Genomic DNA, 15,588 nt, shown 5'->3' on the forward strand with positions numbered 1-15,588 from the left:
TTGCCCAAGTTAGAAGCATCTGTTTGTGTTAGAAAAATTTACTTGCTGGAGGCTTTGGGCATAAAATTGAACGGATCACTTGAACCCTTAGCTCACTATTCTTGAGTCGGGTTCGTTCAATCGGGCAAAAGCCCGCCCCCCAAGACCACCGTTTATTTGTAGGAAGGAGTATCGGCATGCCCAACCCAGCTGAACTTGCAGCACAACACTGGGGACTCGCCGCCTTCCTTCTAGGGGTCGTAGGCCTGCTGGCCTTCATGCTAGGGGTTTCCTCGCTGCTCGGCAGCAAGGCATTTGGTCGCAGCAAGAACGAGCCCTTCGAATCGGGCATCGTTCCTACCGGCAGCGCACGTCTGCGCCTGTCGGCAAAATTCTATCTGGTCGCGATGCTCTTCGTGATCTTCGACGTCGAAGCCCTCTTCCTCTTCGCCTGGTCCGTGTCCGTCCGTGAAAGCGGCTGGGCCGGTCTGATCGAGGCAACCATTTTCATTGCAATTCTGTTGGCAGGTCTTGTCTACCTCTGGCGGGTCGGCGCGCTCGATTGGGCACCGGCGGCACGTCGCGAGCGGCAGGCGAAGCTAAAACAATGAGGCTTTGGCGATGCAATACAAACTTACCCGGATCGACCCCGATGCGGCCAATGATCAGTACCCGATCGGCCAGCGCGAAACGGTAGAAGACCCTCTTCTGGAGGATCAGGTCCACAAGAACATCTTCATGGGCAAGCTCGAAGATGTTCTCAATGGCGCCGTCAACTGGGGTCGCAAGAACTCGCTGTGGCCCTATAACTTCGGCCTGTCTTGCTGCTACGTGGAGATGACCACGGCGTTCACCGCGCCGCACGACATCGCCCGTTTCGGCGCCGAAGTGATTCGTGCATCACCGCGTCAGGCGGACTTCATGGTCATCGCCGGCACCTGCTTCATCAAGATGGCCCCGGTCATCCAGCGCCTGTATGAGCAGATGCTGGAACCCAAGTGGGTGATCTCGATGGGTTCGTGCGCCAACTCCGGTGGCATGTACGACATCTACTCGGTAGTTCAGGGGGTCGACAAGTTCCTCCCCGTGGACGTTTACATCCCCGGCTGCCCGCCCCGTCCGGAGGCTTTCCTGCAAGGCCTGATGCTGCTGCAGGAATCCATCGGCCAGGAGCGTCGCCCGTTGTCCTGGGTGGTTGGCGATCAAGGCGTCTACCGCGCCGAAATGCCTGCCCAGAAGGACCTGAAGCGCGCAGAACGCATCCAGGTCACCAACCTGCGCAGCCCCGACGAAGTGTGAAACGGACCTCCACGAGAGGCCCGTTTTCACTCCACCGTTGACCGATAGCGACCGAGACCATGACCGCAGACTCCGCTCTGTATATCCCGCCCTACAAGGCAGACGACCAAGATATCGTCGTCGAACTGAATTCGCGTTTTGGCGCCGAGACCTTCACCGTCCAGGCTACCCGCACCGGCATGCCGGTTCTCTGGGTACCCCGTGAGAAGCTGATCGACGTCCTGACTTTCCTGCGCAACGTGCCCAAGCCCTACGTGATGCTCTACGACCTCCACGGGGTCGACGAGCGCCTGCGCACCCACCGCCGCGGCCTGCCGAATGCCGACTTCAGCGTGTTCTATCACCTGATGTCGCTCGAGCGTAACAGCGACGTGATGATCAAGGTCGCGCTCTCCGAGGGCGACCTGAACCTGCCCACCGCCACCCGTATCTGGCCGAACGCCAACTGGTACGAGCGTGAGGTCTGGGACATGTACGGCATCCACTTCAATGGGCACCCGCACCTCGCGCGCATGCTCATGCCGTCGACCTGGCAGGGTCACCCGCTGCGCAAGGACTACCCGGCGCGCGCCACCGAGTTCGACCCCTACGCCCTCTCCGCTGCCAAGCAGGAACTGGAGCAGGAAGCCCTGCGCTTCAAGCCCGAAGACTGGGGCATGAAGCGTCACGGCGAGAACGAGGACTACATGTTCCTCAACCTGGGCCCGAACCACCCTTCGGCCCACGGCGCCTTCCGCATCATCCTGCAACTCGATGGCGAAGAGATCCTCGACTGCGTTCCGGAGATCGGCTACCACCACCGTGGCGCCGAGAAGATGGCCGAGCGTCAGTCCTGGCACAGCTTCATTCCTTACACCGACCGTATCGACTACCTCGGCGGGGTGATGAACAACCTGCCGTACGTGCTTTCGGTGGAGAAGCTCGCCGGCATCAAGGTGCCGCAGCGCGTCGACGTCATCCGCATCATGATGGCGGAGTTCTTCCGCATCCTTAACCACCTTCTGTACCTGGGTACCTACATCCAGGACGTCGGCGCCATGACTCCGGTGTTCTTCACCTTCACCGACCGTCAACGCGCCTACAAGGTGGTCGAAGCCATCACCGGCTTCCGCCTGCACCCGGCCTGGTACCGCATCGGTGGCGTCGCCCACGACCTGCCGCGCGGCTGGGACCGTCTGGTCCGCGAATTCCTCGACTGGATGCCCAAGCGCCTGGACGAGTACGAAAAGGCCGCCCTGAAGAACAGCATCCTGCGCGGCCGTACCATTGGCGTTGCGCAGTACAACACCAAGGAAGCACTCGAGTGGGGCACCACCGGTGCCGGCCTGCGTGCCACCGGCTGCGATTTCGACCTGCGCAAGGCGCGCCCCTACTCCGGCTACGAGAACTTCGAGTTCGAAGTGCCGCTGGCGCACAACGGCGACGCCTATGACCGCTGCATGGTCAAGATGGGCGAAATGCGCCAGAGCCTGCGCATCATCGAGCAGTGCCTGAAGAACATGCCCGAAGGCCCGTACAAGGCCGACCACCCGCTGACCACGCCACCGCCCAAAGAGCGCACGCTGCAGCACATCGAGACGCTGATCACCCACTTCCTGCAGGTTTCCTGGGGCCCGGTCATGCCGGCCAACGAATCCTTCCAGATGATCGAAGCGACCAAGGGCATCAACAGTTACTACCTGACGAGCGATGGCAGCACCATGAGCTACCGGACCCGTATCCGGACGCCCAGCTTCGCGCACCTGCAACAGATTCCGTCGGTCATCAACGGCAGCATGATCGCCGACCTGATCGCCTATCTGGGCAGCATCGACTTCGTTATGGCCGACGTGGACCGCTGATCATGAGCACCCTCATCCAGACTGACCGTTTCGCCCTGAGCGAAACCGAGCGCTCGGCCATCGAGCACGAGATGCATCACTACGAGGACTCCCGCGCGGCGTCCATCGAAGCCCTGAAGATTGTCCAGAAGCAGCGCGGCTGGGTACCGGACGGCGCCATTCCGGCGATCGCCGAGATCCTCGGCATCCCCGACAGCGACGTCGAGGGCGTGGCTACCTTCTATAGCCAGATCTTCCGCCAGCCCGTCGGCCGCCACATCATCCGCGTCTGCGACAGCATGGTCTGCTACATCGGCGGCCACGAGTCGGTGGTCGGCGAGATCCAGAAGCAGCTCGGCATCGGCCTCGGCCAGACCACCGCCGACGGCCGCTTCACTCTGCTGCCAGTGTGCTGCCTGGGCAACTGCGACAAGGCTCCGGCCCTGATGATCGACGACGACACCCACGGCGACGTCGTCCCCGCAGGTGTCGCCAAACTGCTGGAGGCCTACGCATGACCCGCCTCACCTCCTACGGCACGCCCAACCGCAGCCCGCGCGCTGCGGAAACCCACCCGCTGACCTGGCGCCTGCGTGACGACGGCGCCCCGGTCTGGCTGGAGGAGTACCAGGCCAAGGACGGTTACGCCGCTGCCCGCAAGGCGCTGGCCGAAATGGCCACCGACGACATCGTGCAGACCGTCAAGGACTCCGGCCTCAAGGGCCGTGGCGGCGCCGGCTTCCCCACCGGGGTGAAGTGGGGCCTGATGCCCAAGGACGAATCCCTCAACATCCGCTACCTGCTGTGCAACGCGGACGAGATGGAGCCCAACACCTGGAAGGACCGCATGCTCATGGAGCAGCTGCCGCACCTGCTGGTGGAAGGCATGCTGATCTCCGCGCGCGCCCTCAAGGCCTACCGCGGCTACATCTTCCTGCGCGGCGAATACGTCGACGCGGCGCGCAACCTCAACCGCGCCATCGAAGAAGCCAAGGCCGCCGGCCTGCTGGGCAAGAACATCCTGGGCAGCGGCTTCGACTTCGAGCTGTTCGTCCACACCGGTGCCGGCCGCTACATCTGCGGCGAAGAAACCGCGCTGATCAACTCCCTGGAAGGCCGCCGCGCCAACCCGCGTTCCAAGCCGCCGTTCCCGGCCGCCGTGGGCGTGTGGGGCAAGCCGACCTGCGTGAACAACGTCGAGACCCTGTGCAACGTCCCGGCCATCGTGGCCAACGGCGTGGACTGGTACAAGACGCTGGCGCGCCCGGGCAGCGAAGACATGGGCACCAAGCTCATCGGCTTCTCCGGCAAGGTGAAGAACCCCGGCATCTGGGAACTGCCCTTCGGCATCCCGGCCCGTGAAGTCTTCGAGGACTACGCCGGCGGCATGCGCGACGGCTACAAGCTCAAGGCCTGGCAGCCGGGCGGCGCCGGCACCGGCTTCCTTCTGCCGGAACACCTGGACGCCCCGCTCTACGCCGCCGGCGTCGCCAAGGTCGGCACCCGTATGGGTACCGGCCTGGCCATGGCGGTGGACGACAGCGTCAACATGGTTTCCCTGCTGCGGAACATGGAAGAGTTCTTCGCCCGCGAGTCCTGTGGCTGGTGCACACCGTGCCGCGACGGCCTGCCGTGGAGCGTGAAGATCCTGCGTGCGCTGGAGCGTGGCGAAGGCCAGCCCGGCGACCTCGAGACCCTCGAGCAGCTGGTCAACTTCCTCGGCCCCGGCAAGACCTTCTGCGCCCACGCGCCGGGTGCCGTCGAGCCGCTGGGCAGTGCCTTGAAGTATTTCCGTCCCGAGTTCGAAGCGGGCGTCTCCCGCCAGGCTCAGGCCGCGCCGAAACCACAGAGCGTCGGCGCGTAAAGCTTTGCAGCCGGGCCCGCGGGCCCGGCGATGTTTCGTTGCAGCGCCGCGGTTGCCGCAGGCCCAACGAAGCCGTGATTTCTATTAGCCACGCCCGCTGACAACGGGCCAACGAAGAACTTGAACCATGGCCACTATCCACGTAGACGGCAAGACGTTAGAAGTCGATGGTGCGGACAACCTGTTGCAGGCCTGTCTGTCCCTCGGACTCGACATCCCCTACTTCTGCTGGCATCCGGCGCTCGGTAGCGTCGGCGCCTGCCGGCAGTGCGCGGTCAAGCAGTACACCGACGAGAACGACAAACGCGGTCGTATCGTCATGTCCTGCATGACCCCCGCCACCGACAACACCTGGATTTCCATCGACGACGAAGAGTCCAAGGCGTTCCGCGCCAGCGTCGTCGAATGGCTGATGACCAACCACCCGCACGACTGCCCGGTGTGCGAGGAAGGCGGTCACTGCCACCTGCAGGACATGACGGTGATGACCGGCCACAACCAGCGCCGGTACCGCTTCACCAAGCGCACCCACCAGAACCAGGAGCTCGGCCCGTTCATCGCCCACGAGATGAACCGCTGCATCGCCTGCTACCGCTGCGTCCGTTACTACAAGGACTACGCCGGCGGCACCGACCTGGGCGTCTACGGTGCGCACGACAACGTCTATTTCGGCCGTATCGAGGATGGCGTGCTGGAGAGCGAGTTCTCCGGCAACCTGACCGAGGTCTGCCCGACCGGCGTGTTCACCGACAAGACCCACTCCGCGCGCTACAACCGCAAGTGGGACATGCAGTTCGCCCCGAGCATCTGCCACGGCTGCTCCAGCGGCTGCAACATCAGCCCCGGTGAGCGCTACGGCGAGATCCGCCGCATCGAGAACCGCTACAACGGCTCGGTGAACCACTACTTCCTGTGCGACCGCGGCCGCTTCGGCTACGGCTACGTCAACCGCGAAGACCGTCCGCGCCAGCCGATGCTGATGCTCAGCAAGCAGAAGCTGACCCTCGACGGCGCCCTCGACCAGGCCGCTGCCCTGCTCAAGGGCCGCAAGGTCATCGGTATCGGTTCGCCGCGTGCCAGCCTGGAAAGCAACTACGCGCTGTCCGAACTGGTCGGTGCCGGCAACTACTACAGCGGCATCTCCGCCGACGAACTGCAACGCCTGCGCCTGGTGCTGAAGGTGATGCAGGAAGGCCCCCTGCCCTCCCCCACCATCCGTGACATGGAAGACCATGACGCGGTGTTCGTGCTCGGCGAAGACCTGACCCAGACCGCTGCCCGTATCGCCCTGGCCCTGCGCCAGTCGGTCAAGGGCAAGGGCGAGGACATGGCCGCCGCGATGAAGATCCAGCCGTGGCTCGACGCCGCGGTGAAGACCATCGCCCAGCATGAGAAGAACCCGCTGTTCATCGCCAGCCTGGCCGAGACCCGCCTGGACGACGTCGCCGCCGAGTGCGTGCACGCAGCGCCCGAAGACCTCGCCCGTCTCGGTTTCGCCGTGGCCCACGCGATCGATCCGAGCGCCCCGGCCGTCGCCGGCCTGGACCCGGAAGCCGCCGAGCTGGCCAAGCGCATTGCCGAAGCCCTGGTCGCCGCCAAGCGTCCGCTGGTCATCGCCGGCACTTCGCTGGGCAGCAACGCCCTGATCGAGGCCGCCGCGAACATCGCCAGCGCCCTGAAGCAGCGCGAGAAGAACGGCTCGCTGAGCCTGGTGGTACCGGAAGCCAACAGCCTGGGCCTGGCTCTCTTCGGTGGCGAGTCCGTCGAAGCCGCGCTCGAGCAACTGACCTCCGGCGCCGCCGATGCCGTAGTGGTACTGGAGAACGACCTGTACCGCCGCGCCGACGCTGCCCTGGTGGATGCCGCGCTGGCCGCCGCCAAGCTGGTCATCGTCGCCGACCACCAGAAGACCGCTACCTCCGACAAGGCGCACATCGTCCTGCCGGCGGCCAGCTTCGCCGAAGGCGACGGCACCCTGGTCAGCCAGGAAGGCCGCGCCCAGCGCTTCTTCCAGGTCTACGACCCGGCCTACTACAACGCCGACATCCTGGTCCGCGAAGGCTGGCGCTGGCTGCACGCGCTGCACAGCACCCTGGAAGGCAAGCGTGTCGACTGGACCCAGCTCGACCACGTGATCGACGCTGTCGTCGCCGCCAAGCCGCAACTGGCTGGCATCCGCGATGCTGCGCCGAACGCCTCGTTCCGCATCAAGGGCATGAAGCTCGCGCGCGAGCCGCACCGTTACTCCGGCCGCACCTCGATGCGCGCCAACATCAATGTCAGCGAGCCCCGCGCTCCGCAGGACATCGATACCCCGTTCGCCTTCTCCATGGAAGGCTATGCCGGCAGCACCGAACCGCGTCAGCAGATTCCCTTCGCCTGGTCCCCGGGCTGGAACTCGCCGCAGGCCTGGAACAAGTTCCAGGACGAAGTCGGCGGTCACCTGCGCGCTGGCGATCCGGGCGTACGCCTGATCGAAGCCAAGGGCGACGCCCTGTGGTTCAGCGAAGTACCCGCGCCCTTCCACGTCCCGGCCAGCCAGTTCAAGGTCGTGCCGTTCCATCACCTGTTCGGTAGCGACGAGACTTCCTCGCGCGCCGCGCCGGTGCAGGAACGCATCCCGGAAACCTACGCAGCCCTGGGTCGTGACGAGGCCGAGCGCCTCGGCCTGGCCGAAGGCTGCCTGGTGCGCCTGACCGTCAAGGGCCAGGAGCTGCGCCTGCCGCTGCGCATCAGCGAAGAGCTGGGCGCCGGTCTCGTTGCCCTGCCGGCCGGCCTGGCCGGTATCCCCGCCGGCGTGTTCGGCAGTGTCGCTGAAGGTCTGCAGGAGGCTGCCCAATGAGCTGGCTGACACCCGCGCTGCTCGCCGTTCTCATCGAGGTCATCAAGGCCATCGTCATCCTGCTCGTGGTCGTCGTCTGCGGCGCCCTGCTGAGCTGGGTGGAGCGTCGCCTGCTGGGCCTCTGGCAGGACCGCTACGGTCCGAACCGGGTCGGCCCCTTCGGGGCCTTCCAGCTCGGTGCGGACATGATCAAGATGTTCTTCAAGGAAGACTGGACCCCGCCGTTCGCCGACAAGATGATCTTCACCCTCGCCCCGGTCATCGCCATGGGCGCGCTGCTGATCGCCTTCGCCATCATCCCGATCACCCCGAACTGGGGTGTGGCGGACCTGAACATCGGCATCCTGTTCTTCTTCGCCATGGCTGGCCTGACCGTGTACGCGGTGCTCTTCGCCGGCTGGTCGAGCAACAACAAGTTCGCCCTGCTCGGCAGCCTGCGCGCCTCGGCCCAGACCATCTCCTACGAGGTGTTCCTGGCCCTGTCGCTGATGGGTATCGTCGCTCAGGTCGGCTCGTTCAACATGCGCGACATCGTCGAATACCAGGCCCAGCACCTGTGGTTCATCATTCCGCAGTTCTTCGGCTTCTGCACCTTCATCATCGCCGGCGTCGCCGTGACCCACCGTCACCCGTTCGACCAGCCGGAAGCGGAGCAGGAACTGGCGGACGGCTACCACATCGAGTACGCCGGGATGAAATGGGGCATGTTCTTCGTCGGCGAGTACATCGGCATCGTGCTGATCTCGGCGCTGCTCGTGACCCTGTTCTTCGGCGGCTGGCACGGCCCGTTCAACATCCTGCCGCAGATCCCGTTCATCTGGTTCGCGCTGAAGACGTCCTTCTTCATCATGCTGTTCATCCTGATCCGCGCCTCGCTGCCGCGTCCGCGCTATGACCAGGTGATGGCCTTCAGCTGGAAGGTCTGCCTTCCGCTGACCCTGATCAACCTGCTGGTGACCGGCGCCTGCGTGCTCGCGGCCCAGTAAGGAGAATCGCCATGATCAAAGAAATTCTGCACATCGTGCATGGCACCTACACCCAGCTGCGCAGCCTGGTGATGATCTTCAGCCATGCCTTCCGCAAGCGTGACACCCTGCAATACCCCGAAGAGCCCGTGTACCTGCCGCCGCGCTACCGCGGCCGCATCGTCCTGACCCGCGATCCCGACGGCGAAGAGCGCTGCGTAGCCTGCAACCTGTGCGCCGTGGCCTGCCCGGTCGGCTGCATCTCGCTGCAGAAGGCCGAGACCGACGACGGTCGCTGGTACCCGGAATTCTTCCGCATCAACTTCTCCCGCTGCATCTTCTGCGGCCTGTGCGAAGAAGCCTGCCCGACCACCGCAATCCAGCTGACTCCGGATTTCGAGATGGGCGAGTTCAAGCGCCAGGACCTGGTCTACGAGAAGGAAGACCTGCTGATCTCCGGCCCCGGCAAGAACCCGGAATACAACTTCTACCGCGTCGCCGGCATGGCCATCGCCGGCAAGCCGAAAGGCAGCGCGCAGAACGAAGCCGAACCGATCAACGTCAAGAGCCTGCTGCCGTAAGGAGACGTCGCGTGGAATTCGCTTTCTACTTCGCCGCCGGCGTCGCCGTGCTGGCAACCCTGCGGGTCATCACCAACAGCAATCCGGTGCATGCCCTGCTCTATCTCATCGTTTCGCTGCTCGCCGTATCGATGACCTTCTTCAGCCTCGGCGCTCCGTTCGCCGGCGCTCTGGAAATCATCGTCTACGCCGGCGCGATCATGGTGCTGTTCGTCTTCGTGGTGATGATGCTCAACCTCGGCCCGGCCATCGCCGAGCAGGAACGCAAGTGGCTCAAGCCCGGCGTCTGGGTCGGCCCCGGCGCGCTGTCGCTGGTGCTGCTGGTCGAGCTGCTGCTGGTCCTGGCCCGCACCCCGAGCGGTGCCGGCATCGGCCACACCACCGTGGACGCCAAGGCCGTCGGCATCAGCCTGTTCGGTCCTTACCTGCTGGTCGTCGAACTGGCCTCGATGCTGCTGCTGGCGGCTCTGGTCGCCGCCTACCACCTCGGCCGCCACGAAGCGAAGGAATAACCCCATGAATGCAATCCCCCTGGAACACGGGTTGGCACTCTCCGGCGTGCTGTTCTGCCTCGGCCTGGCCGGTCTGATGGTGCGCCGCAACATCCTGTTCGTTCTGATGAGCCTGGAAGTGATGATGAACGCCGCCGCGCTGGCCTTCGTGGTCGCCGGTAGCCGTTGGGGTCAACCCGACGGCCAGGTGATGTTCATCCTGGTGCTCAGCCTGGCCGCGGCCGAGGCGAGCATCGGTCTGGCGATCCTGCTGCAACTGTATCGCCGCTTCCATACCCTCGATGTCGACGCTGCAAGCGAGATGCGCGGATGAACCTGCTGCCCCTCACCTTCCTGTTCCCTCTGATCGGCTTCCTGCTGCTGTCTTTCTCCCGCGGCAAGTGGTCGGAAAACCTCTCCGCGCTGGTCGGCGTCGGCTCGGTCGGTCTGTCCGCCCTGTCCGCCTTCTGGGCGATCTGGAGCTTCCACAGCGCACCGCCCGCCGGCGGCGCCTACACCCTGGTCCTCTGGCAGTGGATGAACGTCGCCGGCTTCGCGCCGAACTTCGCCCTCTACCTGGACGGCCTGTCGGTCACCATGCTCGGCGTGGTTACCGGTGTCGGCTTCCTGATCCACCTGTTCGCCAGCTGGTACATGCGCGGTGAAGCCGGTTACTCGCGCTTCTTCGCCTACACCAACCTGTTCATCGCCAGCATGCTGTTCCTGGTGCTGGGCGATAACCTGCTGTTCCTGTACTTCGGCTGGGAAGGCGTGGGCCTCTGCTCCTACCTGCTGATCGGCTTCTATTACAGCCATGTACCGAACGGCAACGCGGCGCTGAAAGCCTTCATCGTCACCCGCGTCGGCGACGTGTTCATGGCCTTCGGCCTGTTCATCCTGTTCCAGCAACTCGGCACCCTGAACATCCAGGAACTGCTGGTGCTGGCGCCGCAGCACTTCGCCCAGGGCGACCTGTGGGTCAGCCTCGCGGCCCTGGCGCTGCTCGGTGGCGCGGTCGGTAAATCCGCCCAGCTGCCGCTGCAGACCTGGCTGGCCGACGCCATGGCCGGTCCGACCCCGGTTTCCGCACTGATCCACGCGGCGACCATGGTGACCGCGGGCGTCTACCTGATCGCCCGCTGCCACGGCATCTTCACCCTGGCGCCGAACGTGCTCGAGCTGGTCGGCGTGGTCGGTGCGGTGACCCTGGTCCTGGCCGGCTTCGCCGCCCTGGTGCAGACCGACATCAAGCGTATCCTCGCCTACTCGACCATGAGCCAGATCGGCTACATGTTCCTGGCCCTGGGCGTCGGCGCATGGGATGCCGCGATCTTCCACCTGATGACCCACGCCTTCTTCAAGGCGCTGCTGTTCCTTGCCTCCGGTGCGGTGATCGTCGCCTGCCACCACGAGCAGGACATCTTCAAGATGGGCGGCCTGTGGAAGAAGCTGCCGCTGGCCTACGCGAGCTTCATCGTCGGTGGTGCCGCCCTGGCTGCCCTGCCGCTGCTGACCGCCGGCTTCTACTCCAAGGACGAGATCCTCTGGGAAGCCTTCGCCAGCGGTCACCAGAAGCTGCTGATCGCAGGTCTGGTCGGCGCCTTCATGACCTCGCTGTACACCTTCCGCCTGATCTTCATCGCCTTCCACGGCGAAGCGAAGACCGAAGCGCACGCCGGCCACGGCATCAGCCACTGGCTGCCGCTGTCGGTGCTGATCGTGCTCTCGACCTTCGTCGGCGCGCTGATCACCCCGCCGCTGCACGGTGTGCTGCCGGAAAGCGTCGGCCATGCCGGCGGCGAAGCCCAGCACAGCCTGGAAATCGCCTCGGGTGCCATCGCCATCGCCGGCATCCTGCTGGCCGGCCTGCTGTTCCTCGGCAAGCGCCGCTTCGTCAGCGCCCTCGCCCAGAGCGCGCCGGGCCGCTTCTTCGGCACCTGGTGGTTCCATGCCTGGGGCTTCGACTGGCTCTACGACAAGCTGTTCGTGAAACCCTATCTGCTGCTCTGCCGCCTGCTCGGCCGCGACCCGATCGACCAGTCCCTGGTCCTGGTGCCGCTGACCGCCCGTGGTGGACACAAACTCCTCAGCCTCACCGAGAACGGCCGCCTGCGCTGGTACGCCGCTTCCCTGGTGGGTGGCGCCGCGCTGCTGCTCGCCGCGCTGCTGCTGGCCTAACGAATTCACGGAGAGATTGAGCCCGTCATGATTCTGCCCTGGCTAATCCTGATCCCCTTCATCGGCGGCTTCTTCTGCTGGATCGCCGAATACACCAGCAAGTCCCTGCCCCGCTGGGTCGCGCTGGCGTCGATGTCGCTGACCCTGGCCCTGAGCCTGTGGCTGTGGCACACCGGCGACTTCCACCTGGCGCCCGCCCCCGGCGGCGCGCCGCAGTGGACCGCGGAGTTCCACATCGGCTGGATCGAGCGTTTCGGTATCAGCATCCATCTGGCAATGGACGGCCTGTCCCTGCTGATGGTCGCCCTGACCGGTCTGCTCGGTGTGCTGTCGGTCCTCTGCTCGTGGAACGAGATCCAGCGTCGCGTCGGTTTCTTCCACCTGAACCTGCTGTGGATTCTGGGTGGCGTGATCGGCGTGTTCCTGGCCGTCGACATGTTCCTGTTCTTCTTCTTCTGGGAAATGATGCTGGTGCCGATGTACTTCCTCATCGCGCTCTGGGGTCATAGCTCGGACGATGGCAAGAAGACCCGCATCTACGCCGCCACCAAGTTCTTCATCTTCACCCAGGCCAGCGGCCTGGTGATGCTGGTGGCGATCGTCGCCCTGGTCCTGGTGCACTACAACGCCACCGGCGTGCTGACCTTCAACTACGCCGAACTGCTGAAGACCCCGATGAGCGCCCACGTCGAGTGGCTGCTGATGCTCGGCTTCTTCGTCGCCTTCGCGGTGAAGATGCCGGTGGTTCCGGTGCACTCCTGGCTGCCCGATGCCCACGCCCAGGCGCCGACCGCCGGTTCCGTGGACCTGGCCGGCATCCTGCTGAAGACCGCTGCCTACGGCCTGATCCGCTTCGCTCTGCCGCTGTTCCCGAACGCGTCGGCCGAGTTCGCGCCCATCGCCATGACCCTGGGTCTGATCGGTATCTTCTACGGTGCCCTGCTGTCCTTCGCCCAGACCGACATCAAGCGCCTGGTGGCCTTCTCCAGCGTGTCGCACATGGGCTTCGTGATGATCGGCATCTTCTCCGGCAGCCCGCAGGCGCTGCAGGGCGTCGTGGTGCAGATGATCGCCCACGGCCTCTCCGCTGCCGCGCTCTTCATCCTGTGCGGCCAGCTGTACGAGCGCCTGCACACCCGTGACATGCGCAAGATGGGCGGCCTGTGGTCGCGTATCCCGTACCTGCCGGCCGTGGCCCTGTTCTTCGCCACCGCGTCGCTGGGCCTGCCGGGTACCGGCAACTTCGTCGGCGAGTTCCTGATCCTGCTGGGCACCTTCAAGACCTGGACCTGGACCATCGTCATCGCCACCTTCGGCCTGGTGTTCGGTTCGGTCTACTCGCTGATCATGATCCACCGCGCCTACTTCGGCCCGTCGAAGGCGGACACGCCGATCGCCGGCCTGAACTTCCGCGAGCTGAGCATGGTGCTGGGCCTCGCCGCCCTGCTGGTCCTGCTCGGCATCTACCCGCAGCCGGTACTCGATACCTCCGCCGCCACCATGCACGGTGTGCAGCAATGGTTCGACTCCGCCCTTTCCACCCTTGCCGCACGGTAGTCGCGAAATGACCTTCACGATCCAACACTTCATCGCGCTCCTGCCGCTGCTCATCACCAGCGCCACCCTGGTGGTGGTGATGCTGGCAGTTGCCTGGAAACGCAATCACCAGCTGATCAGCACCCTCACTGTGATCGGCCTGAACCTGGCGCTGGTCTCGATCTTCTGGGCGGTCAAGGCCACCCCGATCGCCGTCACCGAATTGATGCAGATCGATAACTTCGCCCTGTTTTACTCGGCGTTGATCCTGGTCGCCGCCCTCGCCTGCTCGACCCTCGCCCATGCCTACATGGAGAGCTACCCGGGGAACCGCGAAGAGCTCTACCTGCTCCTGCTGCTGTCCACCGCGGGCGGCCTGGTGCTGGTAGCGGCGCAGAACCTGGCCGGCCTGTTCATCGGCCTGGAGCTGCTGTCGGTGCCGGTCTACGGCATGGTCGCCTATGCCTTCTTCAACCGTCGCAGCCTGGAAGCCGGCATCAAGTACACCGTACTGTCCGCCGCCGGCTCCGCCTTCCTGCTGTTCGGCATGGCCATGCTCTACGCCGAGTCGGGCACCCTGACCTTCGCCGGTCTGGGCGCTCAACTGGCCGAAGGCACCGTGCACGGTCCGCTGCTGACCATCGGCGTCGGCATGATGATCGTCGGCCTGGGCTTCAAGCTGTCGCTGGCGCCCTTCCACCTGTGGACCCCGGACGTCTATGAAGGCGCCCCGGCGCCGGTGGCAGCCTTCCTCGCCACCGCCTCCAAGGTCGCGGTCTTCGCCGTGCTCCTGCGTCTGTTCCAGATCGCTCCGGCGGCCCTGCACAGCGGCCTGCTGCACACTGCCCTGGCAGTCATCGCCGTTGCCTCGATCCTGGTCGGCAACCTGCTGGCGCTGACCCAGAGCAACATCAAGCGTCTGCTCGGCTACTCGTCCATCGCTCACTTCGGCTACCTGCTGATCGCCGTGGTGGCGAGCAACGGTCTGGCCGTGGAAGCGGTGGGCGTGTACCTGACCACCTACGTGGTCACCTCGCTGGGCGCCTTCGGCGTGGTCACCCTGATGTCCACTCCGTACAGCGGCCGCGACGCCGATGCCCTGTTCGAGTACCGCGGCCTGTTCTGGCGCCGTCCGGTGCTGACCGCCGTGCTGACCGTGATGATGCTGTCCCTGGCCGGCATCCCGCTGACCGCCGGCTTCATCGGCAAGTTCTACGTGATCACCAGCGGCGTCGAAGCGCACCTGTGGTGGCTGGTCGGTTCCCTGGTACTGGGCAGCGCCATCGGCCTGTTCTACTACCTGCGCGTCATGGTCACCCTGTTCCTGGTCGAGCCGAACCTCAAGCGCCACGACGCTCCGCTGAACTGGGGCCAGCGCGCCGGCGGCATCATGCTGGTAGCCATCGCCCTGCTGGCCGTGCTGCTCGGCGTCTACCCGCAACCGCTGCTGCACCTGCTGCAGCAATCGGGTCTGACCCTGCTCGCCGCCGGCTGATAGCCACAAGCGACGATGAAAACCCCGCCTCGGCGGGGTTTTTTATTGCCCGCTCGATAGGCGCTCACGCGAGCAGCCAGTTGCAAAGGATGATGCAGGGAGGCTCTTGCTCCTTTACTACTGTTCAACAAATCGTTCACTCCCGGATAGCCTGAACGCACACCCCAGCGCCCGAAAGGAGCGTCATGGCGAAGCGCCATAAGGCCTCTAGCGCACACCCCACCAACTGCCCGACAAAAAATTGCCGGCAATCCGCAAATAACTGTAAAGAAAAGCGCACAAGCGCCGATAAGCTGACACCACCCCCACTTTCCCCATGGAAGGACGCTCCCATGCTGTCTCGCCGCTTCTCCATCCAGTGGAAGATCACCCTCCTCTCCGGTCTCTGCCTCCTCGGCGTGGTATCGCTGCTCGCCGGCCTCTCGGTCTATCGCATGCAGCACAGTACCGAGCTGGTGAAGGAATCCAGCACGCACATGCTGGGCAATGCCGCCGAAGCCCGGCTGCGCGCCCGCGGCGAAATCCAGGCGATGCGCAT

Annotated in this window: 13 protein-coding genes; all 13 read left to right on the forward strand. The window is 64.8% G+C overall.

The window, feature by feature from the left end; translation table 11 throughout:
• Nucleotides 1-176 precede the first annotated feature (176 nt).
• The gene (locus PKB_RS16715) at nucleotides 177-590 is read left to right on the forward strand and encodes an NADH-quinone oxidoreductase subunit A (RefSeq protein WP_043253241.1); all 414 of its coding nucleotides are present in this window, start codon (nucleotides 177-179) and stop codon (nucleotides 588-590) included.
• Nucleotides 591-600: 10 nt separating this feature from the next.
• Nucleotides 601-1,278: a NuoB/complex I 20 kDa subunit family protein gene (locus PKB_RS16720; protein WP_043253242.1), complete on the forward strand. Its 678-nt coding sequence runs from the start codon at nucleotides 601-603 to the stop codon at nucleotides 1,276-1,278.
• Between the two features lie 59 nt (nucleotides 1,279-1,337).
• Nucleotides 1,338-3,119, forward strand: coding sequence for an NADH-quinone oxidoreductase subunit C/D (gene nuoC / locus PKB_RS16725; RefSeq protein WP_043253243.1), 1,782 nt, complete (start codon nucleotides 1,338-1,340; stop codon nucleotides 3,117-3,119).
• Nucleotides 3,116-3,616 carry an NADH-quinone oxidoreductase subunit NuoE gene (gene nuoE / locus PKB_RS16730; RefSeq protein WP_197539282.1) on the forward strand — a complete coding sequence of 167 codons (501 nt, stop codon included), beginning with the start codon at nucleotides 3,116-3,118 and terminating at the stop codon, nucleotides 3,614-3,616. The genes nuoC and nuoE overlap by 4 nt, the downstream gene beginning before the upstream one ends.
• Nucleotides 3,613-4,962 carry an NADH-quinone oxidoreductase subunit NuoF gene (nuoF, locus tag PKB_RS16735; RefSeq protein WP_043253244.1) on the forward strand — a complete coding sequence of 450 codons (1,350 nt, stop codon included), beginning with the start codon at nucleotides 3,613-3,615 and terminating at the stop codon, nucleotides 4,960-4,962. Before nuoE ends, nuoF begins: the two co-directional genes overlap by 4 nt.
• A gap of 127 nt (nucleotides 4,963-5,089) precedes the next feature.
• Entirely contained in the window at nucleotides 5,090-7,804 is a 2,715-nt protein-coding gene (nuoG, locus tag PKB_RS16740; RefSeq protein WP_043253245.1) for an NADH-quinone oxidoreductase subunit NuoG, read from the forward strand.
• Nucleotides 7,801-8,790, forward strand: coding sequence for an NADH-quinone oxidoreductase subunit NuoH (gene nuoH / locus PKB_RS16745; protein ID WP_043253246.1), 990 nt, complete (start codon nucleotides 7,801-7,803; stop codon nucleotides 8,788-8,790). The genes nuoG and nuoH overlap by 4 nt, the downstream gene beginning before the upstream one ends.
• Nucleotides 8,791-8,801: 11 nt before the next feature.
• On the forward strand, nucleotides 8,802-9,350 hold the full coding sequence (gene nuoI / locus PKB_RS16750; RefSeq protein WP_043253247.1) for an NADH-quinone oxidoreductase subunit NuoI: 549 nt from the start codon (nucleotides 8,802-8,804) through the stop codon (nucleotides 9,348-9,350).
• 11 nt (nucleotides 9,351-9,361) lie between these two features.
• Entirely contained in the window at nucleotides 9,362-9,862 is a 501-nt protein-coding gene (nuoJ, locus tag PKB_RS16755; RefSeq protein ID WP_043253248.1) for an NADH-quinone oxidoreductase subunit J, read from the forward strand.
• A 4-nt stretch (nucleotides 9,863-9,866) separates the two neighbouring features.
• Nucleotides 9,867-10,175, forward strand: coding sequence for an NADH-quinone oxidoreductase subunit NuoK (gene nuoK, locus PKB_RS16760; RefSeq protein WP_043253249.1), 309 nt, complete (start codon nucleotides 9,867-9,869; stop codon nucleotides 10,173-10,175).
• A complete protein-coding gene (gene nuoL / locus PKB_RS16765) occupies nucleotides 10,172-12,019 on the forward strand; it encodes an NADH-quinone oxidoreductase subunit L (RefSeq protein WP_043253250.1) in 1,848 nt (615 codons plus the stop codon). Before nuoK ends, nuoL begins: the two co-directional genes overlap by 4 nt.
• A gap of 27 nt (nucleotides 12,020-12,046) precedes the next feature.
• The gene (gene nuoM, locus PKB_RS16770; RefSeq protein WP_043253251.1) at nucleotides 12,047-13,576 is read left to right on the forward strand and encodes an NADH-quinone oxidoreductase subunit M; all 1,530 of its coding nucleotides are present in this window, start codon (nucleotides 12,047-12,049) and stop codon (nucleotides 13,574-13,576) included.
• 7 nt (nucleotides 13,577-13,583) lie between these two features.
• Nucleotides 13,584-15,050: an NADH-quinone oxidoreductase subunit NuoN gene (gene nuoN, locus PKB_RS16775; protein ID WP_043253252.1), complete on the forward strand. Its 1,467-nt coding sequence runs from the start codon at nucleotides 13,584-13,586 to the stop codon at nucleotides 15,048-15,050.
• The last annotated feature ends 538 nt before the right edge of the window (nucleotides 15,051-15,588 follow it).

It is taken from the genome of Pseudomonas knackmussii B13 (genome assembly GCF_000689415.1).
In the GTDB taxonomy this organism is placed as follows: domain Bacteria; phylum Pseudomonadota; class Gammaproteobacteria; order Pseudomonadales; family Pseudomonadaceae; genus Pseudomonas; species Pseudomonas knackmussii.